Raw genomic sequence first — 24,530 nt, forward strand, 5'->3', positions numbered from 1 at the left:
GATGCGAAAAATCCTTTTCTTATTCATATTTGTAATGTCCGCTGGAATGTTTTCGCAGAGCGATCAAATTGCACTGATTCCCAAACCGCAGTCTTTGGAATTAAAAAAAGGAACTTTCAAAATTGATGAAAACATAACCCTTTATTTTGAACCAGAATTTGAAATTGCAGGAAATTTTTTAAATGATTTTCTTCAAAATGGAGCGGGATTTCAGCTTAAAAAAACTTCGGAAAAAGAAGCAGATTTAATTTTCAAAAAAGATGTGTCCCAACCTTCCGAAGGCTATATTTTAGTAATATCAAATTCAAAAATTACAATAAAAGCTTCTGATGCGAGCGGTGCTTTTTATGCGGTTCAAACCTTGCGGCAATTACTTCCGCCCCAGGCTGAGGCAAAAAATCCAACTAAAAAACAATCATTTTCAATACCACAATTAACGATTACAGATTACCCAAAATTTCAATACCGAGGAATGCATTTGGATTGTGCTCGGCATTTTTTCGATAAAGAGTTCGTGAAAAAATACATCGCTAATCTCGCTTTGTTGAAAATGAATTATTTTCATTGGCATCTCACGGATGACCAAGGTTGGCGGATTGAAATAAAAAAGTATCCGGAACTCACATCAAAAGGCGCATTTCGGGAAGAAACGTTAATTGGCCATTATAACGATACCCCACAAAAATTTGACGGCAAGCGTTACGGCGGTTTTTACACCCAAGAAGACATAAAAGAAGTAGTAGCTTTTGCTGCAAAACACAACGTTACCATAATTCCCGAAATTGAAATGCCTGGCCACGCCCAGGCTGCAATCAGTGCCTATCCTGAGTTGGGCTGCACAGGCACACAAATTCCCGTTGCTACAACATGGGGTGTTTTTGAAGATATTTTTTGTCCGAAAGAAGAAACTTTTACCTTTTTGGAAAATGTGTTAAGTGACGTTATTCCTTTATTTCCAAGTGAATATATTCACATCGGCGGCGATGAAGCCCCAAAATTACAATGGAAGAATTGTGCTCATTGCCAAAAATTGATAAAGGATAAAAATTTAAAAGATGAGCACGGTTTGCAGAGTTATTTTATTCAGCGAATAGAAAAGTTTGTAAACAGCAAAGGGAAAAAAATAATAGGCTGGGATGAGATTTTGGAAGGTGGCCTAGCGCCAAACGCAACCGTAATGTCATGGCGCGGGATGCAGGGCGGTATTGATGCTGCAAAAGAAAAACACGACGTGATCATGACGCCAACCTCACATTCTTATTTTGATTATTATCAAAGTGATAACCCAGATGAGCCTTTGGCAATTGGAGGTTTTGTTCCCTTAAAAAAAGTGTATTCGTTTAATCCAATTCCAAAGGAACTGAATGCGGAAGAGTCAAAATATATACTCGGGGCACAAGCAAATTTGTGGACGGAATATATTCAAAATGAAAAGCAAGTTGAATATATGGTTTTTCCAAGAATCCTTGCTATGAGTGAAGTTACGTGGAGCGGTCCTTCAGAAAATTTGGAAAAGGATTACCCAGATTTCGTTACTCGCGTTGAAGCGTTTATGCCGCGTTTGGATTCTTTGAATATTAATTATGCCAATCATTTATACGAACTTGAAGGCAAGATTTTGAAAGAGGACGGCAAGGTTTTTTACGAGCTGACAACGCCAACAAAGGGAAAGGAAATCTGCTACTCTATAAATAATTCTGAAACTAAAGTCTATTTAAAACCGATTTTGATTGAAGAAAGTTCGAAGATTTCAGCCAATGTTTTTAAAAATGGCGAAAAAGTGGGGCGTGAATTTTCAGAAGAAATTATGTATCACAAAGGAATTACAGCTAAAATTTCATTGAACGTTTCTCCAAATCCTGCGTATGCCGCTGGCGGAAAAGAAGCTTTGATTAATGGAATTTCAGGAAGTGATAAACGTTACGGCGATAAGGAATGGCTGGGGTTTTGGGGAGATGATTTGGAAATTACGATTGATTTCGGAAAGGAAATTGAAATTAATTCCGTAAATCTTCGATTTTATGATGCGCCTGGACAGTGGATTCATGCGCCGAAAGAAGTTATTGGTTTTTGCTATGATTTGGAAGGAAAAAAGAATACTTCATCAACAAAGTATTTTCAAAATCTACAGCCAAATATTAAAAATGTAAAAATTGATTTATCGATTAAAAATAAACCTTTTAAGACAAAAGGTCTGCATATTAAAGTCCCCAATTATGGAACCATCCCCGAAGGCCAGCAAGGAGCAGGAAACAAAGCTTGGACATTTATTGACGAAATTATTATAGAATGATTATAGAAATCTGCGCAAACAGTTTTGGAAGTGCCCAAGCCGCACAACTTGCCGGTGCACACCGAATTGAACTTTGCACCGAACTTTCGGTTGGCGGACTCACGCCAAGTCACGGCTTGATTGAAAAAGTGGTTTCGGAATTGAATATTCCCACTCACGTTTTAATCCGCCCGCGAAGTGGAAATTTCACCTATTCCGATGAAGAAATGGATGTGATGTTGCGCGATATTTCGTTCTGCAAAAAGATGGGATGCGCAGGAATTGTAAGCGGATTTTTAACCTCGGAAAGCAAAATTGATTCAGGAAAAACAAAACGATTAATTGCCGCTTCCGAAGGAATGGAGTTTACTTTTCATAGAGCATTTGATTGGGTTGAAAATCCTTTGGAAGAACTTCAAAAATTGATTGATTTAGAAGTAAACAGGTTGCTTTCTTCGGGTCAAAAACCAACTGCAATCGAAGGAATTTCACTTTTAAAAGAACTTCAAAATATTTCAAAGGGTAAAATTGAGCTTATGCCTGGAGGCGGAATTAACATTGAAAATGTCTTGAAATTTAAGAAAGCTGGATTTAAAAGCATTCACTTTTCGGCAACAACGAAAAAACAAGTTCTTTCAAAAAAGCCCATCGTTTCAATGCACAGTGATTCTTTTTTTGAAGAAGGAATTATTGCGACCTCAAATGCCGAAACCATTCAAAAAATAAAAGCACTTTTAGCGTAACGGAAATCCTTTGGCCGCCCACCACGGGTGGATTTCAATTTCCAATCTGCCCGCTTTTACCATCGGGTCCATATTGGCCAAACTGTCCGCCATTTTTTGGGTAGGGACGTTATAAATGGTGATACCGCGAATATCGCCATCATCGCCAAACGGGCCCGAAATATCCGCAAAACCTTCTTCATACATCCGGCCCAAGTGTGCTAAATGTAACTTTTGAAGGCTATCTGCTTCTTTTTTGGTTTGCGAACGCGTTGATCCTTTTTTCAAGAATGCGATGAAATATTGCTGCATCAAAATAGTGTCGCCCGATTTTTCATCAACATAATCGAAGGTTTGAAAGCCTTTTTGAGTAAGTTCCTCTTTTAGTTGCGCCATTGGAATTTTCTCTTCCTCTGGGCAAGGTTCGGTGATGTATTCTTTCTCAATTTTGGTTTCACAACTAAAAAATGTGATTCCTAAAATTATCAATAGTAGTTTAGTTTTCATTTGTCCAGTTTTTATATGGGTTTTTACTCAAATTTGAATTGTAATATTTCACATCGCCCGTAACTTCCTTTCCCAGCCATTCGGGTTTTGAAAAGGGTTCGGTTTCGGAATCGAGTTCTATTTCGGCAATGATTAAACCTTCGTTATCGCCCATAAAATCATCCACTTCAAAAGTATGGTCGTCAAAGAAAATTTCATAGCGTGTTTTTTCAATAATTCCCGGCTCGCAAAGGTGGAGCAATTCTTCTGCTTCTGCCTGTGAAATTTGTTTTTCCCATTCAAAGCGGGAAAGGCCGGATTTATTTGACTTCCCCTTTATAGTAATAAACCCATCATTCCCTTGTATGCGGATGCGCACGGTGCGTTCGGGATGAGTGTTCAAAAACCCTTGAACGATTCGCGTGCGTTTGTGCGCCTCATTTTTAAAAGCTTCGGAGGTGACTAAAAATTTACGTTCTATTTCCTGCATTTTGGGCTATTTGTTTGATTTCATCGGAAGTGATTTGTTGTTTTGGAAATTCTTTTTTCGCCAAAGCCAGCATCGCCTCGGCAATGGTTTCGGCTTTAATCATTTTGTATTTCTTTGGAATCAAAAATCCGAAGGTTTTCATAAAAAAAGTTGCCACTTTTTCACCAAAACGGTTTTCATCCCTATCGCCCACAATTAGTGAAGGTTGCAAAATGTATGTATTTTTGATACGCTGACTTAATACATCGCGCTGCATTTCGCCTTTGGTTTTGTTGTAAAAAATACTGCTATTGGCATCTGCGCCCATTGCCGAAATTACGATAAACGTTTCAATTCCGTTCTGTTTTGCAAGCTTGGCGGCAGTCACAGGAATGCCGTAATCAATCTTTTTATAGGTTTCCTTATCGGGCGTTTTGGATTTTGTGGTGCCAATACAGCAGAAAACCACATCGGCTTTAAAGGCTTCGGAATGATTTTCCAGTTGAAACATATCTATCAAATGCTCCTCAATTTTCGGGGAATTCATATCGGCAGTGCTGCGCGAAAAGAGTTTTATCTTTTCATAAACAGGGTCTTTCAAAAGTTTTTTGAGCAGGATACTTCCCGTTAAGCCCGTGGCGCCTAAAATGATTGCTGTTTTTTTCATTGAATATGTTTCCATTAAAAATAGGTTTCGACTGCGCTCAACCAGACATTAAAGATATTAAATTTGTAAGATGCAGGACGAAATGCCCATCCGCAAAATTATACACGTAGATATGGACGCTTTTTATGCGTCCGTGGAGCAGTTGGACAATCCCGAGCTTCGCGGAAAGGCGATAGCCGTGGGCGGAAGTTCGGTACGTGGCGTTGTAAGCGCGGCAAGTTATGAAGCCCGAAAATTTGGTGTACGCAGTGCGATGAGTGGGACGGTAGCACGAAAGCTTTGTCCAGACTTGATTTTTGTACGAACCAATTTTGACCGCTACAAAGAAGTTTCAAAACAAATCAGGAAAATATTTTTTGAATATACCGATTTGGTGGAACCGCTGTCTTTGGACGAAGCTTATTTGGACGTAACCGAAAACAAAAAGGGCAATCCCAGCGCCACGATGATTGCAACCGAGATTCGGAAAAAGATAAAAGAAAAGACAGGGTTGAACGCTTCCGCAGGAATTTCGGTGAATAAATTTGTGGCAAAAATTGCTAGTGATATTAACAAGCCCAACGGACAAAAAACCATTGGTCCCGAGGAAGTGGTTCCTTTTTTGGAAACGCTGGATGTAAAGAAATTCTACGGTGTCGGGAAAGTAACCAAAGAGAAAATGTACCGTTTGGGCATTTTTACGGGAAAGGATTTGAAAAGTAAATCGCTTGAATTTTTAGAGGAACACTTCGGAAAGAGCGGCGGGTTTTATTACAAGGTGGTCCGTGGCATCCACAACAGCAAAGTAAAGCCTTCGCGAACGCAGAAATCGTTGGCGGCAGAACATACTTTTTCTGAAAATATTTCTTCTGAAATTTTTATGCTCGAAAGGCTTGAGGAAATCGCAGCAGAAGTTGAAAACAGGTTAAAGAGCAAAAAACTGGCGGGAAAAACTGTTACGCTGAAAATTAAATATCGCGATTTTACGCTGCAAACGCGCAGCAAAACGCTTCCGCTGTTTATAGCTTCAAAGGAATTGATATTGGAAGTGGTTAAAGAATTGTTATTTCAGGAAAAAATGAAAGAATCGGTACGGTTGTTGGGAATTTCCATTTCACACCTTAACAACGAAACCCCGAAGAAAAAGGAGGTTCCAAAGGAATCCATAGACGTGCAATTAAAACTTGAATTTTAAATATGACAGAAGACTACGTATCTTTAAACTAATTTAAAACTCCAGCTTATGAAAACCGTAGCTTTTTCCCTTCTTGCCCTTGCAGGTTTTACACTTTTATTTTCCTGTAAAAATGACGCCAAAACCAACGAAGAAACGCAGACTGTTGTAACTGATTCCATTCCTGCGGAAACTGCGCCCGATGCTATGTATGTTACCGCTGTAAGCGGGCTGACCTTACGCGAGTTTCCCAATCTTCAAAGTGCGAAACTTGCCGTGATGCCTTTGGGCACGAAAGTGAAAATTGTAAATACCGAAGGAAAAACCACGATGAACGTGGGCGGAATAGACGGAGCGATGGATGAGGTGGAGTTCAACAATCAAAAAGGGTATGCATTTAACGGTTTTCTGTCGAAATTTTCCCCTCCAGGACAAGATGCTTCCGCAAAGAATTATGCTGAGGAATTGAAAAAGGATTTTCCAAAAGTGAGTTATACCGAAGCTACGGGCGGTACTGCAAGCCAACCCACCAAAACGGAAACGCTTATTTTACCAACCGATACATGGCACGAAGCTTTTTTTACGGCGCAACAGCTTTTTGCAATACCAAAGGGGTTTGCTTTTCCCAACCCAAAAGGTTCCAATAGCGAAACGCAACAGAACAACGATAAAAAGAAGGGGGATTTTGTAAGCGAGCTACAGATTGCCCGAAACGACAATCAGCTTCAGAAAATAGTGTATAATTACAAAACCACAGGTTTTGGCTATACGGTTACTATTACCAAAGAAGCGGAGGGGATGAAACTGGAAAAGACGGAAGTAGCAGACTAATTATTTCACCTGCGAAACCCGCAACGTATTCACCATTCCCTTATCTACAATAGGCATAGCTGCAAGATTGATTAAATAATCACCTTTGTGCACATAGCCTTTTTCGAAAGCAATACGGTTTACATCATCTACAGTTTCATCTGTGCTTACGTATTTATCATAATAAAAAGCCTTTACGCCCCAGAGTAAATTCAAGCGGGCAAGAATGCGTTTGTTGCTGGTAAAGGCAAGGATAAAAGCCGAAGGGCGCCAAGCCGAAATCTGAAAAGCAGTATAGCCGCTATTGGTCAAGGTACAAATTGCCTGCGCCTCAATTTCGTTGGCCATGTGGGCCGCGTGGTAGCAGATGGATTTTGTAACGTAACGATTGGTTTTAATTTGCGGCGGCTCCTGCGGTACGTGTATCAATTCAGAATTTTCAACGCTTTTTAGGATTTTTGCCATTGTTTTAATTACGGCAACGGGATAATTCCCAACTGAAGTTTCGCCGGAAAGCATTACGGCATCGGCGCCGTCCATTACGGAATTTGCTACATCGTTCACTTCCGCCCGGGTTGGGGTAAGGGAAGTAATCATGGTTTCCATCATTTGGGTAGCAATGATTACGGGAATACGGGCGCGTTTTGCAGTAAGAACCAGCTCTTTTTGAATAAGTGGAACTTCCTCTGCGGGAACTTCCACACCTAAATCGCCACGAGCTACCATTAAGCCGTCACAGTAGGCGATGATTCTGTCAATATTTTCGACCGCCTCGGGTTTTTCAATTTTGGCAATTATAGGAATTTTATATTCAGAATGCGCCTCGATCAACGCTTGCAGCTCCTTTAAATCTTCGGCATGGCGCACGAAGGAAAGTGCGAGCCAGTCTACTTTTTGCTCGATAGCAAAGATGGCGTCTTCTTTGTCTTTGGCGGTAAGCGCGGGAAGGGAAATATTTGTATTGGGAAGGTTAACCCCTTTTTTGGAACGAAGTGGGCCGCCTTGGATTACCATTACTTTTACTTCGTTGGTATTGTTGGTTTCCAGCACTTCAAAAATAAGTTTGCCGTCGTCCAGGAGCACACGTTCACCGGGATTTACATCGCGCGGAAAATTGTCATAGTTCATATAAACGCGTTCGCGGTTGCCCTCAAATTCATCGCCAGTACAGAATAAAAGCTCATCGCCGGGTTGCACGATCACTTCTTCCTTCATCATTCCCACACGAAGTTTTGGCCCCTGCAGATCGCCCAAAATAGCAACGTGGGTGCCCAACTCTTCAGAAAGCTTTCGGATGTTTTGAATGTTCTCTTTAACGGTTGAATAATCGGCGTGGGAAAAATTTATCCTAAATACATCTACACCTTCCAAAATCATATGTTTTAAGGTTTCGGTGCTTGAACATGCAGGCCCAAGTGTGGCTACTATTTTGGTTCTTTTTTGATTTGACATTTAGTCGAAAATTAAATTGTTCTTAGCTTTTATATGTTCTGTTTCTACGATATAGGCAGAAATGATCTGTTTTATTTCGTTTATTTCTGAAAGAAATTTTCGCAAGGGCACAGTATCAAAATCTGAGTATATTTTCAGAAAATAATCTACTTTTTTTAATTCGGGGAGCAGATAGTGAACCGTGGATTTTTCGGAAACCATTTCCGCAAACAAACCGCCGGAACTTTGCAAACCTGCCTCAACCGATTTGCATTTGTTGGCTATGAGGTAAAAATGGGTGTATTTGTGAACATCTTCAAAATCATAGAGCGGAAATGTTATTAGCAAACCTTCTGTTGAAAAATCGAGATCGGTTTGTTTTCTTTTCAGCTTCAAATTTAAGTGGCGGTTCAGTAGATATGCCATTTTATAGGCCTCTTCACTACAATGAATGGCGATGAGCGTGTAGGGCTCTTCAAAATCTTCATCAAAAATCAATTTGTGATTTGCCATTGCTATTTTCAAGATATCTACTTACAAAAATAGGCAACTTTAAAGGGATTAACGAAAGAACTTGGATGCTATCGCTAAATTTGATGGTAAAATAACTTTTGGCAGCTAAGGTTTTTCTGAATCAACCTTAATTTGAAGTTTGTAAAAGGCTCTTTTGGCTGCACGTTCCTCGGCTTTCTTCTTTGAGGTGGCCCTTGCTTTTGCCACTATTTCATCTTCAAGTTTTAATCGAACGGCGAAATGTTTCAGTTCATCTTTGCCGTTGTCTTCATAAACTTCAAAAGTGAACTGTTTTTTATGTTTTTGGCACCATTCAATGAAAAGACTTTTATAACTGATTACCTTTCCCTCCAGTTTTTTGATGTCCACATAGGGTTTAATGACTCTTTTTTGGATAAATTTTTCGCAGTATTTAAATCCGCGATCCAAATAAATGGCGCCCACTAAGGCTTCAAAAACGTTTCCATAGATATTGCCGCTGAATTGCTGGGTGGGAATGGTGGTTTTTAAAAATTTTACCAATTGTAGGTCGCGGCCTAATTCATTCAAATGCTCACGGCTCACAACCTTACTTCGCATTTTGGTAAGATAGCCTTCGTTGCCTCCAGGTACTTTTTTGAACAAATGTGCAGCAATTACGGCACCTAGCATGGCATCTCCCAAAAATTCAAGCCGTTCATAATTTTGTGGTTGGCCGCTGGTATTTTTTTCGTTGGTAGAACGGTGGGTGAAAGCGGTTTCGTATATGGAAAGGTCTTTAGGGCTAAACCCCAATATTTTTTTTAGGGAATTGAAAAATTCCCCGTTTTTATCTGCACGGGAAGAAAATATGTTTTTAATGGAGGCCATTAATTGTTTTAGGCATCAAGTTTTTTAAAGAGCACACAAGCATTGTGCCCGCCAAACCCAAAGGTATTGCTCATGGCTACTTTAATGTCGCGTTTTTGAGCTTTGTTAAGGGTAAGGTTTAAGGAAGGATCTATGTTTTCATCTACCGTAGTATGGTTAATGGTAGGTGGAACAATCCCGTGTTTCATTGCCAAAATAGAGGCAATGGCTTCAATAGCACCGGCAGCGCCCAAAAGGTGGCCGGTCATGGATTTTGTTGAATTGATATTTATATCCTTGGCGTGTTCGCCAAAAACATTTACAATCGCTTTCAGTTCGGCAACATCGCCAAGTGGGGTTGAGGTTCCGTGGGTGTTTATGGCATCCACTTCGTTCGGGCTCATATTGGCATCGCGCAGGGTGTTCAACATTACACGCTCTACGCCTATTCCGTCAGGATGCGGCGCCGTCATATGGTAAGCATCGCTGCTCATGCCACCGCCCACAACTTCGGCATAAATTTTTGCACCACGCTTTTTTGCATGTTCGTATTCCTCAAGGATAAGTGCTCCTGCTCCCTCGCCCAAAACAAAACCATCGCGGGTAGCGTCAAAAGGACGCGAAGCCGTTTCTGGACTATCGTTGCGGGTTGATAGGGCGTGCATAGCGTTAAAACCGCCCATACCTGCTATGGTTACTGCTGCTTCGCTTCCGCCTGTTACAATGACATCGCAATGCCCCAAACGTATGTAGTTTAGCGCATCTATCATTGCATTGGCAGAGGAGGCACAGGCAGAGACTGTGGTATAGTTGGGCCCCATAAAACCGTGCTTTATGGAAATGTTTCCAGGCGCAATGTCCGCAATCATTTTTGGAATAAAGAAGGGGTTGAAACGTGGTGTTCCATCCCCTTCTGCAAAGTTTATTACTTCATCTTGAAAAGTTTCCAGCCCACCTATTCCGGCTCCCCAGATTACACCAACACGAAATTTATCAACCTCGTCGAGGTTTATTCCGGCGTCTTGTATGGCTTCATCTGAAGATACAAGGGCATATTGGGCAAAACGGTCCAGTTTTCGGGCTTCTTTTCTGTCAAAATGATCTTCTGCGTTGAAATTCTTCAATTCGCAAGCGAATTTTGTTTTGAACTTTTCAGTATCAAAATAGGTTATGGGCGCACAGCCACTTTTCCCACTAACAAGGGCATCCCAATATTCTTGAATATTGTTGCCAATAGGGGTAAGGGCACCAAGGCCTGTAACTACAACTCGCTTTAATTCCATAGAAGAATGGTTATTTTGCTGCTTCTATATAGGAAATTGCTTGACCAACAGTGGCAATGTTTTCAGCTTGGTCGTCTGGAATCTGGATATCAAATTCTTTTTCAAATTCCATGATAAGCTCTACCGTATCTAGGGAGTCTGCTCCTAAGTCGTTAGTGAAGCTCGCTTCGTTTACAACTTCGTTTTCGTCTACACCTAATTTGTCTACGATAATCGCTTTTACTCGTGATGCAATGTCTGACATAATTCTTGATTTTTAAATTTAATTATAAGTGGCAAAAATAAAATATTTTAATTGAAATCACCATTTAATGTTAAAAATGTGCCTTTGATAATTTTGAATTTTCACATTTCAACAAAATTGGAAAAACCAATTTAAACAATTTTGGGCGAAGTAAAACCCTATTGCCTTACTTTTGTGTTTTATTTGTTAATATTTACTTCGAGAAAAACTTTTGGAAACGGGAATGAAGAAGCGGATTGTAATTTTTGCGTCGGGTAGTGGTACCAATGCCGAGAACATTATTAAATACTTTCAACGAACCCAGTTTGCCGAGGTCGTTCGCGTGCTTTCAAACAAGAAGGATGCCAAAGTTTTGGATCGTGGCGAAAAGCTTGGCGTAAATACGGTTTTCTTTACAAAGGATGAATTGTTTTCAGAAGAAGGTGTTTTGAAAATTTTAAAGGAAAGTAAGCCGGACATTATAGTATTAGCGGGTTTTCTGCTGAAATTTCCTGAGAATATTCTGAAAGAATTTCCAAACAAGGTAATAAACATACATCCTGCGCTGCTTCCCAAATACGGCGGAAAGGGAATGTACGGCAATTCTGTGCACGAAGCAGTGGTGAAAAATAATGAAGCCGAAACGGGAATAACCATTCATTATGTGAATGAAAATTATGATGAAGGCGCAATTATTTCACAGAAAAAAGTGACCCTTTCAAAAAACGAAACCCCCGAAACGGTTGCTGAAAAGGTGCATATCTTGGAATACGAATGGTTTCCGAAAATAATTGAAGAAGTACTTCGCAATGGCTAAAAAGCAGAAATTTTACGTAGTCTGGTTCGGGAATCCCGCTGGTATTTTTGGCAGTTGGGAGGAGTGCAAACGCAGCATTCAAGGCGTAAAAGGCGCGCAGTACAAAAGTTTTGAAACCTTTGAGGAAGCCAAAAAAGCCTACAATAAAGAATACGCCGACTATAAAGGAAAGACGGTAAAGAAAACACTCTCAAAGGAACAGCTTGAAAAAATAGGCGAACCCAACCTGTATTCCATCGCCGTTGATGCAGCATCTAGCGGCAACCCCGGAAAAATGGAATACCGCGGCGTGGATACGCAAACCCGAAAACAACTTTTCCACCAAGGGCCATTTCAGCAGGGAACCAATAATATAGGCGAGTTTTTAGCATTGGTTCACGGTTTGGCGTTTCTGAAAAAGAATAACAGCGACCGTATTATTTACAGTGATTCACGAATTGCAATGGGTTGGGTGAAAAAGAAAAAGTGCAATACAAAGTTGAAACAATCTGCAAAGAATAAAACGCTTTTTGAATTGGTCGCTCGCGCCGAGAACTGGCTAAAGACTAATAAATACGAAACAAAAATCGTGAAATGGGAAACGAAAGTTTGGGGCGAGATTCCTGCGGATTTTGGAAGGAAATAAATTCTAAAGATTAATTTTCATAATCCAGATATCCTTAAAATATTCAAAGCCCTTATATTCTTTCCACTTTTCGTAAACCGGTAGTAACGCTTTATTGTTTGCCACATAGACATAATTCCAGTTGTTTCTGGAATTGATAAAAATTTGGGGCCGATAGTTTTTTCCAGTTAAAAATTGTGACCATTTTGCGGCATTTTCTTTTACGGAAAATACATTTGTAACCAGGTAATAGCCCGAAGCCAAACCGGGTACCGACATCGATTGGATTCTGACCTCCTTTTTTATTTTATCCTCTTCTGAAAGAGCAATGGGTTTTTTGGGGACTACTTTTTCTTTTTCAAGGGGTTTAATTTCCTTTTTTTCAGTTGAAATAATAGTTATTTTCTTTTCCTCCACAATAGGTTCTGAAATTTCTGTAATTGCAGGGCCACTAACAAGAGAGTCTGAAGCCACATTTATTTTTTCTTCTAAAAAATCCTTGTTAATTTCAGTTTCAAATGCTACAAAAAACAAGTAAAAACGATCTGCTTTTGCTTGAAACCTAAGGTTTGCCTGCGTGCTTGCATTGTCCAAAAGGTCATTGTTTGGGTTTGGGATTTCCATTTTCAATAAATCAAAACCCAATGTGTTGGCGCTGTGTGGGTTTCTATCTGTAAAAAATTCATCACCCATTGTAATAGAACTGTTGAAAAAATTTTTTTCTTCCCTTACTTTATTGCTTAAAGGTTTATAATCTCCAGATTTTTTATCGAATATCAAAAGCTCATCTGTCTTTATTTTCCGGTCACCCTCCATGGCTCCGAGAGCGATGGTAGTATTAACAATGCCTTCTTCTTTGCTTTTAAAACCCTTGAAATCTATATCGATGACTTCTTTATTCACTTCAACCAGGCCATTATAGGTTGTGAAGTATTTTGGGCTTTCCGAAGGGTCCTCATAAATAACATATAAAAGCCAACCGGCAGAGCCGCCGCCTGAAATTTCACCTTCGGTGGCTTTAACGTTGGCAACGGTATAAGTGCCGTTAATAGTTGCAAGATTCTGAAGTTTTGTGGTAACATCGGCATAGCAAACATAGGGGGAATTGGTTTTGAAAACTTCCGTATTGTAACTATCAAAAATTATTTTACCGATTAAGGTTTCATAGATTCCACTAGGTGTTTTAAACAATATTGAATTTACCGCTGCATCCCTTTCGCCACGACCCACGTGTACCATTCTATTGCCAGATTTCCGCAGTGCACTTTTTTCATCAGGGTACAATCCACACCAATAAAGGGCGGCGTATGAAATCTTGGGCTTTACAGGAGTGCTTTTTATAATAGCTTCACTGGAGCTAAATGTTGTTTCATCATTGTCAATATCTATATATTTCATTTTTACAACATCGTTGGGAATGCCAATATCCATTAATGGTTCTGTGGGGTCATCGCCCAAAATGTTGTTTCCAATAAGTATGGAATTCCCCTGAAGATAAAATTGTTTGTTTTCTTTAAACGGAACGCCATCTTGGGGATATATAAATTGAAAAAACAGAAAGAACGAAATTAAAAAGCATAAGTTTTTCATTCATAGGAAATTAAAAGTTTCGGAATTTACAATTTTTTTACATATTACTATTTTTTACTTTAAAAATCATCTTATTATTTCTTCAACTTTATAAGTACTTAAAATTGTAAATAATTGATTAAATTTGCACCCTCTTTAAAAATCCCTTTATGAGCAAACTCGTAATCGTTGGTACCGTAGCTTTTGATGCTATTGAAACTCCTTTCGGGAAAACCGATAAAATCCTTGGCGGCGCCGCTACCTATATAGGTTTGGCAGCTTCCCAATTTAAAGTTGATGGTGCAATAGTTTCAATCGTTGGTGGCGACTTTCCGAAGAAAGACCTAAAAATGCTCGAAGAAAACGGGATGGATATTACAGGCCTTGAGGTCGTGGAAGATGGAAAAACCTTCTTCTGGAGCGGAAAATATCACAACGATATGAATACCCGCGACACCTTGATAACCGATTTGAACGTGCTTGCCGATTTCAACCCACAAGTTCCCCAGAAATATCGCGACGCAGAGGTGGTTATGTTAGGAAACCTACATCCGCTCGTCCAATTGGGAGTTATTGAGCAGATGGATGCACCGAAATTAATTGTGCTGGACACGATGAATTTTTGGATGGACAGTGCCTTAAATGAATTAATGCAGGTTATCGCCAAAGTAGATGTAATTACTATCAACGACGAAGAAGCGAGACAACTATCGGGAGAATATTCATTGGTAAAGGCAGCTCAGAAAATTAGGGAAATGGGCCCCAATTATGTAGTGATAAAAAAGGGCGAACACGGGGCGTTACTTTTTGATGATGACGATGTATTCTTCGCTCCTGCCATGCCATTGCGGGAAGTTTTTGACCCAACGGGCGCCGGCGATACCTTTGCAGGCGGGTTTACCGGTTATTTGGCAAGAACAGGCGATTATAGTTACGATAATATGAAAAATGCGGTTATCAACGGCTCGGCCTTGGCTTCGTTTTGTGTTGAAAAATTTGGCCCCGAAAGGTTACTGAATCTAACAAATTCCGAAGTGCATCAACGCATACAGCAATTTAAGAGCTTAACACAGTTTGACATCAAATTAACCTAAATACGCGCCCTGAAATTTCAGGGCGTTTTTTGTAATTTTATTTTGAGAAAAAGTTAGCATCCAAATAAACACAGACTTAATAACTTTTAACCATTAACTATTAACTTCACAAATGAGCGACGCGTTAAAACACGAATGTGGAATTGCACTGGTAAGACTGTTGAAACCCTTGGAGTACTACAAGGAAAAATACGGGACGGCATTTTACGGTGTAAACAAAATGTATTTGATGATGGAGAAACAGCACAATCGCGGACAGGACGGTGCAGGTTTTGCCAGCATTAAACTGGACGTAAACCCCGGAGAGCGCTACATAAGTCGTGTTCGGTCCAATGCCGCGCAGCCCATTCAGGATATTTTTGCACAGATTAACGAGCGTATAAATCTTGAATTTAAGAACCATCCCGAATATAAAGATGATGTTGCCGCGCAGAAAAAAAATATTCCATATATAGGTGAATTGTTCCTCGGCCACGTGCGGTACGGTACCTTCGGAATAAATAGTGTGGAAAATGTCCATCCCTTTTTACGCCAGAACAATTGGATGCACCGAAATTTAATTATTGCGGGAAATTTCAACATGACTAATACCAACGAGCTTTTTGACAACCTCATAAAGCTCGGGATGCACCCAAAGGAAAAGGCCGATACCGTTACGGTAATGGAACGTATAGGCCATTTTCTGGATGATGCCGTAAGAAAATTATATAAAAAGGCGAAAGCGAAGGGAATGAACAAGCAGGAGGCTTCGCCCTACATTGCCGAAAACTTGAACGTCGCCAAAATTCTTCGAAAGTCGGCTTCCAATTGGGATGGGGGATACGCCATGGCAGGTCTTTTGGGGCATGGAGACGCCTTTGTGCTTCGCGACCCTGCGGGAATCCGTCCTGCGTATTATTATCAAGATGAAGAGGTTATCGTGGTAGCTTCCGAACGGCCGGCAATCCAGACTGTCTTTAATGTTCCCTTTGAAGAAGTGAAAGAACTGGAACCTGGCAATGCCATCATCATTGAAAAGGATGGAAGCATGAAACTTTCTGAAATACTTGCACCATTGGAACGTAGATCCTGTTCTTTTGAACGCATTTATTTTTCCCGCGGAAGCGATGCAGAAATCTATCAGGAACGTAAAATGCTCGGAAAACTGATAATGCCGAAAATTTTGGAAGCCATAAAATACGATACCGAAAACTCAGTATTTTCCTTTATACCGAATACGGCAGAAACTTCCTTCTACGGAATGCTGGAAGCCGCACAGGACGAACTTAACAAACAGAAGAACGAGGCTATCCTGAAAGAAAAGGAAAGTTTGACTCCCGAACGCCTTCAACAGATACAGGCGCACAAAATACGCACCGAGAAAATTGCGATAAAGGACGTAAAATTAAGAACCTTTATTACGGACGATAGCAGCCGCGACGATTTGGTGGCCCACGTTTATGACGTTACCTACGGCGTAGTAAAACCAGATGATAACTTGGTAATTATAGACGATAGCATCGTTCGCGGAACAACGCTAAAAAAGAGTATCTTAAAAATGCTGGACAGGCTACACCCGAAGCAGATTGTCGTGGTTTCTTCGGCGCCCCAAATTCGTTATCCGGACTGTTATGGAATCGATATGGCACGGCTGGAACATTTGGTTGCTTTCCAAGCGGCTTTGGAACTTCATAAAGATCGCGGCACTTACGCAATTGTGGAGGAGATTTACCATAAATGTAAAGAGCAAGTTGAAATGGAGGACGTTTCAGTTATCAATCATGTCAAGAAATTATATGCTCCTTTCTCCGACGAGGAGATTTCTGATAAAATTGCCGAAATAATAAGCGATGTGGATATTAAGGCTAAAGTAAAACTGATTTTTCAGTCTGTTGATGATCTTCATAAGGCATGTCCAAAAAATCTGGGCGATTGGTATTTTACCGGAAATTACCCAACAGCAGGTGGGAATAGGGTTGTGAATAGGGCATACATTAACTTTTACGAGGGCAATCCCGAACGGGCATATTAAAATTTCCCAAAATTTAACAGGGCCATTGCCGTTTATCGGAAAGCTAATTCACTTAATCGAAATTGTTGATTAACACTGTTTTACTGCTTAAACTTGAATTATATTTGAACTTACCATAAGGCGTAAGTAGGTTAGGTCTATGGTAAGATTTGGGGCAAAATAGGCAGGCTTAGGTCTGCCTATTTTCATATAAGCCCTTTACAAGTCTTCATAATTTTCTCTATACCAATTCCAACGAATAATTTCTTCCCACTACTTTTGGAAAAATAATTCAATTTCTTAACCAAGGAAATCTGTACATCGAAAATTTCTCGCTTAGCCGAAGCGATGGGGTTGTTAAAATCTTAGTTTTAATGAGGTAATTTTAGCTGGAATATGTCAAAATATGTTTTTTAACGAAAATATTGGCAATTCATCTAAAAGCATAATTCTGAATGTATTATTGACCTATATTTGAACATACCATTAGCATAAGTAGGTTAAGTTCATGGTAGATTTGGGGCAAAAAAAGGTAAACGATAGTTTACCTTTTTTTATGCCCAAATCTCAACGGGGTGGCGAGCCATCAGCTTGCTGTTTCTTAAGTTCAGAATTTTATTGCGAGCCGTTTTTCTTTTTCCGGACGCTAGTTTACCTTTTTTTATGTCCCAAATCTTCGGGGTGGCGAGCAGTTCCGTATTTTCATTCTATGTTTCGGAAATTCAAAGCGAGCCGTTTCCCCTTCCCCCCGAGACACTCGTTTGCCTTTTTCTATACCCAAATCTCAACTTGTGTCGAGCGGTCTTCGTTTCCTTTTTTACCCAAGGTCAATTATTTCGCATAAAAAAATCCGCAGTTCAAAAATGAAACTGCGGATTCGGTATAATTTATTACTTGAATTTATTTATTCTTCGCATAATTAGAAGAAACTTCTTCCCAGTTAATTACATTCCAAAACGCACCAACATAATCGGGGCGCTTATTTTGATACTTTAGGTAATAGGCGTGTTCCCAAACATCCAATCCTAAGATGGGCGTTCCGCCGCAGCCTACGCCGGGCATTAATGGGTTGTCCTGGTTTGGGGTAGAGCAGATTTCCAGTTTACCTCCTTTGTGTACGCAAAGCCAGGCCCAACCGGAACCAAATTGTGTTTTTGCGGCCTCGGAAAATTTCTCCTTAAAGGCATTAAAACTTCCAAAGGCGCTATCAATGGCTTTGGCCAGATCGCCCGATGGCTTTCCGCCCCCGTTTGGCGACATTACCTTCCAAAAAAGGCTGTGGTTGTAAAATCCACCGCCGTTATTACGCACGGCTTTATTATCCATATCCAGATTGGTCAAAATATTTTCAATTGTTTTTCCTTCCTTATCGGTGCCCTTAATGGCATCGTTCAATTTATCGGTATAACCTTGGTGGTGCTTGTCGTGGTGTATCTCCATGGTTTTTGCGTCTATGTGCGGTTCCAAGGCATCAAATGCATACGGTAATTTCGGTAGTTCGAATGACATAATTATATTGTTTTTTATTGGTTATTACTAAATTCCCTCAAATTTAAACATAATAGTGGGCCGAAAGTGTTATAGCTTTTATAAGATTTCTATTCAACCATAGATTAATTTGATTCCAAAGCCCTAAAAGCAGTATTTTAGTGCAAAATGAAAATTCCGTGGAAAAACAATCCTCCTTTTCAATTTATGATGCCGCGGCAGGAAGTGGAAAGACCTTCACACTTGTAAAAGAATATCTAAAGCAGATCCTTTCTTCAAAAAGTGAAGATTACTTTAAGCATCTTTTGGCAATCACTTTTACCAACAAAGCAGTGACCGAAATGAAGCAGCGCATTGTGGAAACTTTGGTGAATTTCAGCGAAGAAAAAAGCGTTGCGGAACCCTTACCGATGATGCTGAAAATTGCTGAAGAAACGGATAAAAGTTTGGTTGAAATCCAAATGCAGTCCCGAAAAATTATAAAAAACCTGCTTCATAATTACGCAGCTTTCAGCGTAGAGACCATTGATAGATTCAACCATCGATTAATACGAACTTTTGCACGCGATTTAAAACTGGCAACCAATTTTGAAGTTACGCTTGAAACCAATGAACTTTTGGCAGAGGCCGTGGATCTTTTACTGAGCAAAGCTGGAGAAAACAAGGAAATTACAAAGGTTTTGCTCGATTTTGCATTAGAAAAAACAGACGACGACAAATCATGGGACATTTCCCGGGATATTGCAGAAGCTGCAAAATTGCTTTACGATGAAAACAATTCAGGACACGTTTCGGTTTTAAAAGAGAAATCTTTGGAGGATTTTCTGGAATTTAAAAAGCAATTGGTTCTTAAAAAGAAATTACTCTCGCAGAAAATTGAGAGCATCGCTTCGCAGACGCTTCAACTTATTGAAGAGAGCGGTTTGCAGGACGACGATTTCAGTGGAGGTTATCTTCCGAAGCATTTCCAAAATCTTTCAGTGGGGAGATATGATGTAAATTTTAGTGCAAAATGGCAGGAGACCATGGGTGAAAAGCCACTTTATCCAAAACGGGTTTCTGCAGCAATTGGAGGTATAATTGATGAATTAACGCCCCATTTTATTGTAAACTTTCAGCAAACAAAAGAGTTGGTTTTCAAGGTACTATTGTTTGAAAATATGCTGAAAAACATTACCCCGCTTTCCGTAATAAATCTGGTGAACCACGAAATTGAAACCATTAAGGAAGAAAAAAATGTGTTGCCTATTTCAGAATTCAATTCGCTTATAAATAAGGAAATTAAAAACCAGCCGGCCCCTTTTATTTATGAGCGTTTGGGAGAAAAATACCGACACTTTTTTATCGATGAATTTCAGGATACCTCAAAACTTCAGTGGGAAAATTTAATTCCGCTAATCGATAATGCCCTGTCGCAGGAATTGGAGCCAAGCTCTGGAAGTCTTTTGTTGGTAGGCGATGCTAAGCAATCCATCTATCGCTGGCGCGGGGGATTGCCCGAACAATTTATGGGTTTATGCAGAAATGAAAATCCGTTTCAGCGGGAAAAGAAGATATTGGCGCTTGGCACCAATTATCGCAGTTGCAAGGAAATAGTGGATTTCAACAATGAATTTTTCACTTTCATTTCTTCTTATTTTGCAGATTCCGGCCACGAAAATTTGTACTTAGAAGGAAATAAACAAAACTGCAATGATAAAAAGAACGGTTATATAAAATTTGAATTTGTTGAAAAGCAGAATAAAACAGAAAAAACAGAAGCTTATTCAACGCTGGTTTTAGAAACAATTCACGAAGTTAAAAACAAAGGTTTTTCCGAAAGCGATATTTGTATTTTAACAAGAAAAAAGGCAGATGGGATAGCACTTGGCTCATTTTTGATGGAGCAGGGCGTGTCTGTAATTTCTTCGGAAACCTTGTTGTTGCAATCATCGCCATTTGTAGAAATGCTTGTTTTTTCGCTTCAGTTTTGTCTACAACCAAACAATGACGAAGCCAAAATACAGTTGTTGGATTTGCTGCATGACCACTTGAATATTTCAGAGGCGAAGCACACTTTTTTCACTAAATTTCTAAATATTTCAGACCAAAAATTTACTGAAAATTTAAAGAAATATGATGTTGATTTCTCTTTTGCGGAAATGGGCTCCGTTTCACTTTATGAGGCCTTTGAATATTGCATGGAAAAATTCAAAATAGCCGATGTTGCCGACGCATATCTTTGCGGGTTTATGGATTTGGTCTATGAATTTGAGCAACAACCCCAGGCAGATAAATTTTCGTTTATGGATTATTGGGAAACAAAAAAAGATAGCGCCTCCATTCCTGCCAGTGAAGGCACAAATGCCGTGCAATTGATGACCATTCACAAAGCAAAGGGGCTGGAGTTTCCAATAGTGATTTTTCCCTTTGCTGATATTCAATTATTTGACGGTAAGCATGATAAGCTTTGGTATCCTTTGGCGAATGAAAACTTCAGCTTTAAGAAAGCGCAAATAAACTTTAAGTCTGAAATAGCAAATTACGGTGAAATTGGAGAACAAATGTACCACGAGCATCGAAGCCAGTTGGAACTGGACAATATTAATCTGCTCTACGTTACCCTAACGCGCGCTGTTGAGAAACTCTATGTTTTTGCTGAAATGCCAACGGAACCCAAAGATGGAATTCCTTCCTCCTACAACCATCTTTTTATGAAATTTCTGAAACAAGGGGGAATGTGGAATAGCGATCAAAGAGTTTATGAATTTGGGAAAAATTTAGAAAAAACTTCAAAAGAAAAAGAAGTTGTTCCCCAAATAAGGCCAAAATACCTTTCCAGTAACCCCCAAAAGCACGGACTTAAAATTGTTCCATCCCAAGAAACTTATTTGGAGACAGAAACAGTTGCTGCCATTACTGCGGGGAATTTGCTTCACGACACCATGGCCCAGATTTATACGGAAATTGATGCCGAAAGGGTTTTAATGGAATTGGAAGAGCGCGCCATAATCCCAAAAGATGAGTTTGATAGTTTACGGAAAACAGTTTATCAAATTATTCAACATACAGATTTGAGGAAACTATTTGACGGCACTTATAAAGTTTATAACGAACGGAGTATAATCACAAAAGACGGCTTGGTTTTGCGACCAGATAGAATAAATATAAGTACTGCAAACACTTCGGTAATTGTGGATTATAAATCCGGAAGCCCTAAAATTTACCATAATGACCAATTGATTGATTATGCGAATGCGTTGCAGGATATGGGGTTTGTGGTTTCAGAAAAAATGCTTATCTACAGCAACAAGGATGAAATAGTAATAAATAAAGTTTAATTTTGAAACTTTAAACAAAGTTTAATTATGTACGGAAAAATAAAGGAACATCTAGAGAAAGAACTTGAAGAAATAAAGGACAACGGACTTTATAAAAAAGAGCGTATCATTACTTCGCCACAAGATGCTGAAATCACTATATCAACGGGTGAGAAGGTTATCAATTTTTGTGCGAATAATTATTTAGGCCTTTCTTCAAATAAAGAGGTGATCCAAGCAGCAAAAGATGCGATGGACACTCACGGTTTTGGAATGTCGTCAGTTCGTTTTATTTGCGGAACACAGGACATCCATAAAGAGCTGGAGAAGAAAATAGCCGATTTTTACGAAACTGAAGATACTATATTATATGCAGCTGCTTTTGATGCCAACGGAGGTGTTTTTGAACCCCTTTTGGGCGCTGAAGACGCAATTATCTCAGATTCGTTGAACCACGCTTCTATAATAGATGGGGTTCGGTTGTGCAAAGCAGCCCGCTACCGTTATGAGAATAGCAATATGGAAGATTTGGAAAAGCAACTAATTGCCGCTAATGAAAAAGGTGCCAGATTTAAAATTATAGTTACGGACGGTGTATTTTCGATGGACGGTTTGGTAGCCCCGCTTGATAAAATTTGTGATTTGGCTGATAAATATGATGCCATGGTAATGATTGATGAATGTCATGCCGCTGGATTTATAGGTGATACCGGAAGAGGGACCTTGGAAGAGAAAGGTGTAATGGGCAGAATAGATATTATTACCGGAACACTTGGAAAAGCTTTGGGTGGTGCCATGGGCGGTTATACAACTGGCAAAAAAGAAATTATTGAAATGCTTCGCCAGCGTTCCCGTCCTTATTTGTTTTCAAACTCATTGGCGCCTGCAATTGTTGGAGCATCTATTAAGGTGTTTGATATGCTTTCAAGTAATACTTCCCTAAGAGATAAGCTGGCAGAAAATACGGCTTATTTCAAAAAAGGAATGAAAGAAGCAGGATTTGATATTATTGATGGTGATTCTGCTATAGTACCAGTAATGTTGTATGATGCCAAACTATCTCAGCAAATGGCAGATATGCTTTTGGAAGAGGGAATATATGTTATAGGATTCTTTTTTCCCGTTGTGCCGAAAGGCAAGGCACGAATCCGTGTGCAGCTTTCAGCAGCCCACAGTAAAGCGCATTTGGACAAAGCCATAAATGCGTTTATTAAGATTGGACAAAAATTGGGGGTTATTGACTAGTAAATCCTTTATTTACGTATCAATAGCAACGACTTTAGGAAAATTTTATTAGATTTGCTTTTGTTTATAAAATTTAACAACTTACTTTTGCTCTTAATTAACACTTAAAAATTAAACAATCGAATATGAAACATCTTAACAGATTATTAGTTGCTGCTATCCTATTTATGGGAATCGGGGTGGCGAACGCGCAAGACGAAAACAATCCTTGGGCTGTTGAGGTTGGTGTAAACGCTGTTGACGTTTATTCAGCCGGACTTAATGAGGATCAAGTACGTATCCCAGCTGCTGCTAGAGGGGATATCTTTGACGAGTATTTTAATGCAAATGACCACTGGAACATTCTTCCATCAGTTTCTAGGCTAGCTATTAGCAGATACATTGGTAGTGGTTTTGTATTCACTGCAGCAGGTTCTATTAACAGAATCGACAAATTAGGCGATCTTCCTGCTGATGACCTTAGCTACTACAGTGCAGATGGAGAGGTTAAGTACAGCTTCAAAAATGCACTAGGCGGTGGATGGTTTGACCCATCTATTGGTATTGGTGGTGGTTATACTTGGGTTGATAATATCGGCTTTGGTACTGCTAACGCGCTTGCTGGTGTTAAGTTTTGGTTCAACGATTACTTAGCTCTTAACCTTCAATCTACTTATAAGCATGCATTTGAGGATTCTTATGGAATTACTCACTTCCAACATTCTGCTGGAATCGTATTCCAGTTTGGTGGAAAAGATACAGACGGTGACGGAATCTATGATAAAGATGATGAGTGTCCAGAAACTCCGGGTCTTCCTGAATTCAACGGATGTCCTGATACAGACGGTGACGGAATCGAAGATAGAAATGATGCTTGCCCTAACACTCCAGGTCTAGCTGAATTCAACGGATGTCCTGATACTGACGGTGATGGAATCGCTGATCCACAGGATGAGTGTCCTACAGTAGCTGGTCTAGCTGCTCTTAACGGTTGCCCAGATGCAGACGGTGACGGTATCGCTGATAAAGATGATGCTTGTCCTAACGAAGCTGGTCCAAAGGCTAACAACGGTTGCCCTTACCAAGACAGAGATGGCGACGGTGTTCTTGACAAAGACGATCAGTGTCCAGATGTTGCTGGTACTGTAGCAAACAAAGGTTGTCCAGAAGTTTCTGTAGAAGTTATCAAGCAATTGAACGAGTACTCTAAAACTATTTTGTTTGACTACGATAAGTCTTCTATAAGAAAAGAGTCTTATGCAGCACTTCAGAGCATTGCTGATATTATGAAAGAATATCCAAACACTACTTTCCACGTAGAAGGTCACACTGACAGCCGTGGTAGTGATGCATACAATATGAAGCTTTCTAAAGAAAGAGCTGCTTCTGTTAAGGATTACTTAACTACTATTGGTATGGACGGTAACAGATTAACTTCTGAAGGTTACGGTGAAGAAAGACCAATTGCAACTAACAATACTGCAGCTGGTAGACAACAAAACCGTCGTGTTGAGATTTCTTTAAAAAAATAATTTCAACAGATAAGTTTTAATAAATAATTTTGAAACGCCTCCGATTTTCGGAGGCG

21 protein-coding genes are annotated in these 24,530 nt (G+C 39.7%); 11 read left to right on the forward strand and 10 right to left on the reverse strand.

Features of this window, described 5'->3' with window-relative positions; all coding sequences use genetic code 11:
• Window position 1: 1 nt before the first annotated feature.
• The gene (locus LS48_RS04925; protein WP_062620530.1) at window positions 2-2,293 is read left to right on the forward strand and encodes a beta-N-acetylhexosaminidase; all 2,292 of its coding nucleotides are present in this window, start codon (window positions 2-4) and stop codon (window positions 2,291-2,293) included.
• Complete coding sequence (locus tag LS48_RS04930) at window positions 2,290-3,015, forward strand: copper homeostasis protein CutC (RefSeq protein WP_062620532.1); 726 nt, start codon at window positions 2,290-2,292, stop codon at window positions 3,013-3,015. Before LS48_RS04925 ends, LS48_RS04930 begins: the two co-directional genes overlap by 4 nt.
• On the opposite strand, the gene LS48_RS04935 is transcribed toward LS48_RS04930, so the two are convergent.
• From LS48_RS04935 to LS48_RS04945, 3 genes are read right to left on the reverse strand one after another with little or no spacing between them, the layout of a single operon-like run.
• Window positions 3,007-3,501 (reverse strand): YciI family protein, encoded by a 495-nt coding sequence (locus LS48_RS04935; protein ID WP_062620533.1) that lies wholly within the window; start codon window positions 3,499-3,501, stop codon window positions 3,007-3,009. The two genes, LS48_RS04930 and LS48_RS04935, sit on opposite strands and share 9 nt — an antisense overlap.
• Window positions 3,491-3,970, reverse strand: coding sequence for a CYTH domain-containing protein (locus LS48_RS04940; protein WP_062620535.1), 480 nt, complete (start codon window positions 3,968-3,970; stop codon window positions 3,491-3,493). Before LS48_RS04940 ends, LS48_RS04935 begins: the two co-directional genes overlap by 11 nt.
• Window positions 3,951-4,616, reverse strand: coding sequence for an NAD(P)H-binding protein (locus LS48_RS04945; RefSeq protein WP_062620538.1), 666 nt, complete (start codon window positions 4,614-4,616; stop codon window positions 3,951-3,953). The genes LS48_RS04940 and LS48_RS04945 overlap by 20 nt, the downstream gene beginning before the upstream one ends.
• A 70-nt stretch (window positions 4,617-4,686) precedes the next feature.
• On the opposite strand from LS48_RS04945, the gene dinB reads away from it, so the two are divergent.
• Complete coding sequence (gene dinB / locus LS48_RS04950; protein ID WP_062620539.1) at window positions 4,687-5,790, forward strand: DNA polymerase IV; 1,104 nt, start codon at window positions 4,687-4,689, stop codon at window positions 5,788-5,790.
• A 48-nt stretch (window positions 5,791-5,838) separates the two neighbouring features.
• Window positions 5,839-6,600, forward strand: coding sequence for an SH3 domain-containing protein (locus LS48_RS04955; protein WP_062620541.1), 762 nt, complete (start codon window positions 5,839-5,841; stop codon window positions 6,598-6,600).
• On the opposite strand, the gene pyk is transcribed toward LS48_RS04955, so the two are convergent.
• The 5 genes from pyk to LS48_RS04980 all read right to left on the reverse strand — a co-directional run bounded on the left by pyk (window position 6,601) and on the right by LS48_RS04980 (window position 10,878).
• Window positions 6,601-8,031, reverse strand: coding sequence for a pyruvate kinase (gene pyk / locus LS48_RS04960; RefSeq protein WP_062620543.1), 1,431 nt, complete (start codon window positions 8,029-8,031; stop codon window positions 6,601-6,603).
• Window positions 8,032-8,523 (reverse strand): IPExxxVDY family protein, encoded by a 492-nt coding sequence (locus LS48_RS04965; RefSeq protein WP_062620545.1) that lies wholly within the window; start codon window positions 8,521-8,523, stop codon window positions 8,032-8,034.
• Window positions 8,524-8,628: 105 nt separating this feature from the next.
• The gene (gene rnc, locus LS48_RS04970; protein ID WP_062620548.1) at window positions 8,629-9,372 is read right to left on the reverse strand and encodes a ribonuclease III; all 744 of its coding nucleotides are present in this window, start codon (window positions 9,370-9,372) and stop codon (window positions 8,629-8,631) included.
• An 8-nt stretch (window positions 9,373-9,380) separates the two neighbouring features.
• The gene (gene fabF / locus LS48_RS04975; RefSeq protein ID WP_062620550.1) at window positions 9,381-10,634 is read right to left on the reverse strand and encodes a beta-ketoacyl-ACP synthase II; all 1,254 of its coding nucleotides are present in this window, start codon (window positions 10,632-10,634) and stop codon (window positions 9,381-9,383) included.
• Between the two features lie 10 nt (window positions 10,635-10,644).
• Complete coding sequence (locus LS48_RS04980) at window positions 10,645-10,878, reverse strand: acyl carrier protein (RefSeq protein ID WP_014781833.1); 234 nt, start codon at window positions 10,876-10,878, stop codon at window positions 10,645-10,647.
• Window positions 10,879-11,101: 223 nt separating this feature from the next.
• On the opposite strand from LS48_RS04980, the gene purN reads away from it, so the two are divergent.
• The gene (gene purN / locus LS48_RS04985; protein WP_062620707.1) at window positions 11,102-11,674 is read left to right on the forward strand and encodes a phosphoribosylglycinamide formyltransferase; all 573 of its coding nucleotides are present in this window, start codon (window positions 11,102-11,104) and stop codon (window positions 11,672-11,674) included.
• Window positions 11,667-12,299, forward strand: a complete 633-nt coding sequence (locus LS48_RS04990; protein WP_062620552.1) for a ribonuclease H1 domain-containing protein — start codon at window positions 11,667-11,669, stop codon at window positions 12,297-12,299. The genes purN and LS48_RS04990 overlap by 8 nt, the downstream gene beginning before the upstream one ends.
• Before the next feature lie 3 nt (window positions 12,300-12,302).
• Here the strand turns inward: LS48_RS04990 and LS48_RS04995 are convergent, their stop codons facing one another.
• On the reverse strand, window positions 12,303-13,868 hold the full coding sequence (locus LS48_RS04995) for a hypothetical protein (RefSeq protein WP_062620554.1): 1,566 nt from the start codon (window positions 13,866-13,868) through the stop codon (window positions 12,303-12,305).
• 149 nt (window positions 13,869-14,017) lie between these two features.
• Here LS48_RS04995 and LS48_RS05000 point away from each other — a divergent pair, with 149 nt between their 5' ends.
• On the forward strand, window positions 14,018-14,941 hold the full coding sequence (locus tag LS48_RS05000; protein WP_062620556.1) for a PfkB family carbohydrate kinase: 924 nt from the start codon (window positions 14,018-14,020) through the stop codon (window positions 14,939-14,941).
• A gap of 112 nt (window positions 14,942-15,053) precedes the next feature.
• Window positions 15,054-16,952, forward strand: a complete 1,899-nt coding sequence (locus LS48_RS05005; RefSeq protein ID WP_062620558.1) for an amidophosphoribosyltransferase — start codon at window positions 15,054-15,056, stop codon at window positions 16,950-16,952.
• An 879-nt stretch (window positions 16,953-17,831) separates the two neighbouring features.
• On the opposite strand, the gene LS48_RS05010 is transcribed toward LS48_RS05005, so the two are convergent.
• Window positions 17,832-18,440: a superoxide dismutase gene (locus tag LS48_RS05010; RefSeq protein WP_062620560.1), complete on the reverse strand. Its 609-nt coding sequence runs from the start codon at window positions 18,438-18,440 to the stop codon at window positions 17,832-17,834.
• 158 nt (window positions 18,441-18,598) lie between these two features.
• Here LS48_RS05010 and LS48_RS05015 point away from each other — a divergent pair, with 158 nt between their 5' ends.
• From LS48_RS05015 to LS48_RS05025, 3 genes are all read left to right on the forward strand, one after another.
• Window positions 18,599-21,739 (forward strand): UvrD-helicase domain-containing protein, encoded by a 3,141-nt coding sequence (locus LS48_RS05015; RefSeq protein ID WP_076692419.1) that lies wholly within the window; start codon window positions 18,599-18,601, stop codon window positions 21,737-21,739.
• A gap of 27 nt (window positions 21,740-21,766) precedes the next feature.
• Window positions 21,767-22,963: a glycine C-acetyltransferase gene (gene kbl, locus LS48_RS05020; RefSeq protein ID WP_062620564.1), complete on the forward strand. Its 1,197-nt coding sequence runs from the start codon at window positions 21,767-21,769 to the stop codon at window positions 22,961-22,963.
• Window positions 22,964-23,088: 125 nt separating this feature from the next.
• A complete protein-coding gene (locus LS48_RS05025; RefSeq protein ID WP_062620566.1) occupies window positions 23,089-24,474 on the forward strand; it encodes an OmpA family protein in 1,386 nt (461 codons plus the stop codon).
• The last annotated feature ends 56 nt before the right edge of the window (window positions 24,475-24,530 follow it).

This window comes from Aequorivita aquimaris (assembly GCF_001573155.1).
GTDB classification, from domain to species: Bacteria; Bacteroidota; Bacteroidia; order Flavobacteriales; family Flavobacteriaceae; genus Aequorivita; species Aequorivita aquimaris.

What these genes read in the sequence shown, in the direction of transcription:
- LS48_RS04925 (WP_062620530.1), top strand. Translation starts at nt 2, where the DNA reads ATGCGAAAAATCCTTTTCTTATTCATATTTGTAATGTCCGCTGGAATG.
- LS48_RS04930 (WP_062620532.1), top strand. Translation starts at nt 2,290, where the DNA reads ATGATTATAGAAATCTGCGCAAACAGTTTTGGAAGTGCCCAAGCCGCA.
- LS48_RS04935 (WP_062620533.1), bottom strand. Translation starts at nt 3,501, where the DNA reads ATGAAAACTAAACTACTATTGATAATTTTAGGAATCACATTTTTTAGT.
- LS48_RS04940 (WP_062620535.1), bottom strand. Translation starts at nt 3,970, where the DNA reads ATGCAGGAAATAGAACGTAAATTTTTAGTCACCTCCGAAGCTTTTAAA.
- LS48_RS04945 (WP_062620538.1), bottom strand. Translation starts at nt 4,616, where the DNA reads ATGAAAAAAACAGCAATCATTTTAGGCGCCACGGGCTTAACGGGAAGT.
- dinB (WP_062620539.1), top strand. Translation starts at nt 4,687, where the DNA reads ATGCAGGACGAAATGCCCATCCGCAAAATTATACACGTAGATATGGAC.
- LS48_RS04955 (WP_062620541.1), top strand. Translation starts at nt 5,839, where the DNA reads ATGAAAACCGTAGCTTTTTCCCTTCTTGCCCTTGCAGGTTTTACACTT.
- pyk (WP_062620543.1), bottom strand. Translation starts at nt 8,031, where the DNA reads ATGTCAAATCAAAAAAGAACCAAAATAGTAGCCACACTTGGGCCTGCA.
- LS48_RS04965 (WP_062620545.1), bottom strand. Translation starts at nt 8,523, where the DNA reads ATGGCAAATCACAAATTGATTTTTGATGAAGATTTTGAAGAGCCCTAC.
- rnc (WP_062620548.1), bottom strand. Translation starts at nt 9,372, where the DNA reads ATGGCCTCCATTAAAAACATATTTTCTTCCCGTGCAGATAAAAACGGG.
- fabF (WP_062620550.1), bottom strand. Translation starts at nt 10,634, where the DNA reads ATGGAATTAAAGCGAGTTGTAGTTACAGGCCTTGGTGCCCTTACCCCT.
- LS48_RS04980 (WP_014781833.1), bottom strand. Translation starts at nt 10,878, where the DNA reads ATGTCAGACATTGCATCACGAGTAAAAGCGATTATCGTAGACAAATTA.
- purN (WP_062620707.1), top strand. Translation starts at nt 11,102, where the DNA reads ATGAAGAAGCGGATTGTAATTTTTGCGTCGGGTAGTGGTACCAATGCC.
- LS48_RS04990 (WP_062620552.1), top strand. Translation starts at nt 11,667, where the DNA reads ATGGCTAAAAAGCAGAAATTTTACGTAGTCTGGTTCGGGAATCCCGCT.
- LS48_RS04995 (WP_062620554.1), bottom strand. Translation starts at nt 13,868, where the DNA reads ATGAAAAACTTATGCTTTTTAATTTCGTTCTTTCTGTTTTTTCAATTT.
- LS48_RS05000 (WP_062620556.1), top strand. Translation starts at nt 14,018, where the DNA reads ATGAGCAAACTCGTAATCGTTGGTACCGTAGCTTTTGATGCTATTGAA.
- LS48_RS05005 (WP_062620558.1), top strand. Translation starts at nt 15,054, where the DNA reads ATGAGCGACGCGTTAAAACACGAATGTGGAATTGCACTGGTAAGACTG.
- LS48_RS05010 (WP_062620560.1), bottom strand. Translation starts at nt 18,440, where the DNA reads ATGTCATTCGAACTACCGAAATTACCGTATGCATTTGATGCCTTGGAA.
- kbl (WP_062620564.1), top strand. Translation starts at nt 21,767, where the DNA reads ATGTACGGAAAAATAAAGGAACATCTAGAGAAAGAACTTGAAGAAATA.
- LS48_RS05025 (WP_062620566.1), top strand. Translation starts at nt 23,089, where the DNA reads ATGAAACATCTTAACAGATTATTAGTTGCTGCTATCCTATTTATGGGA.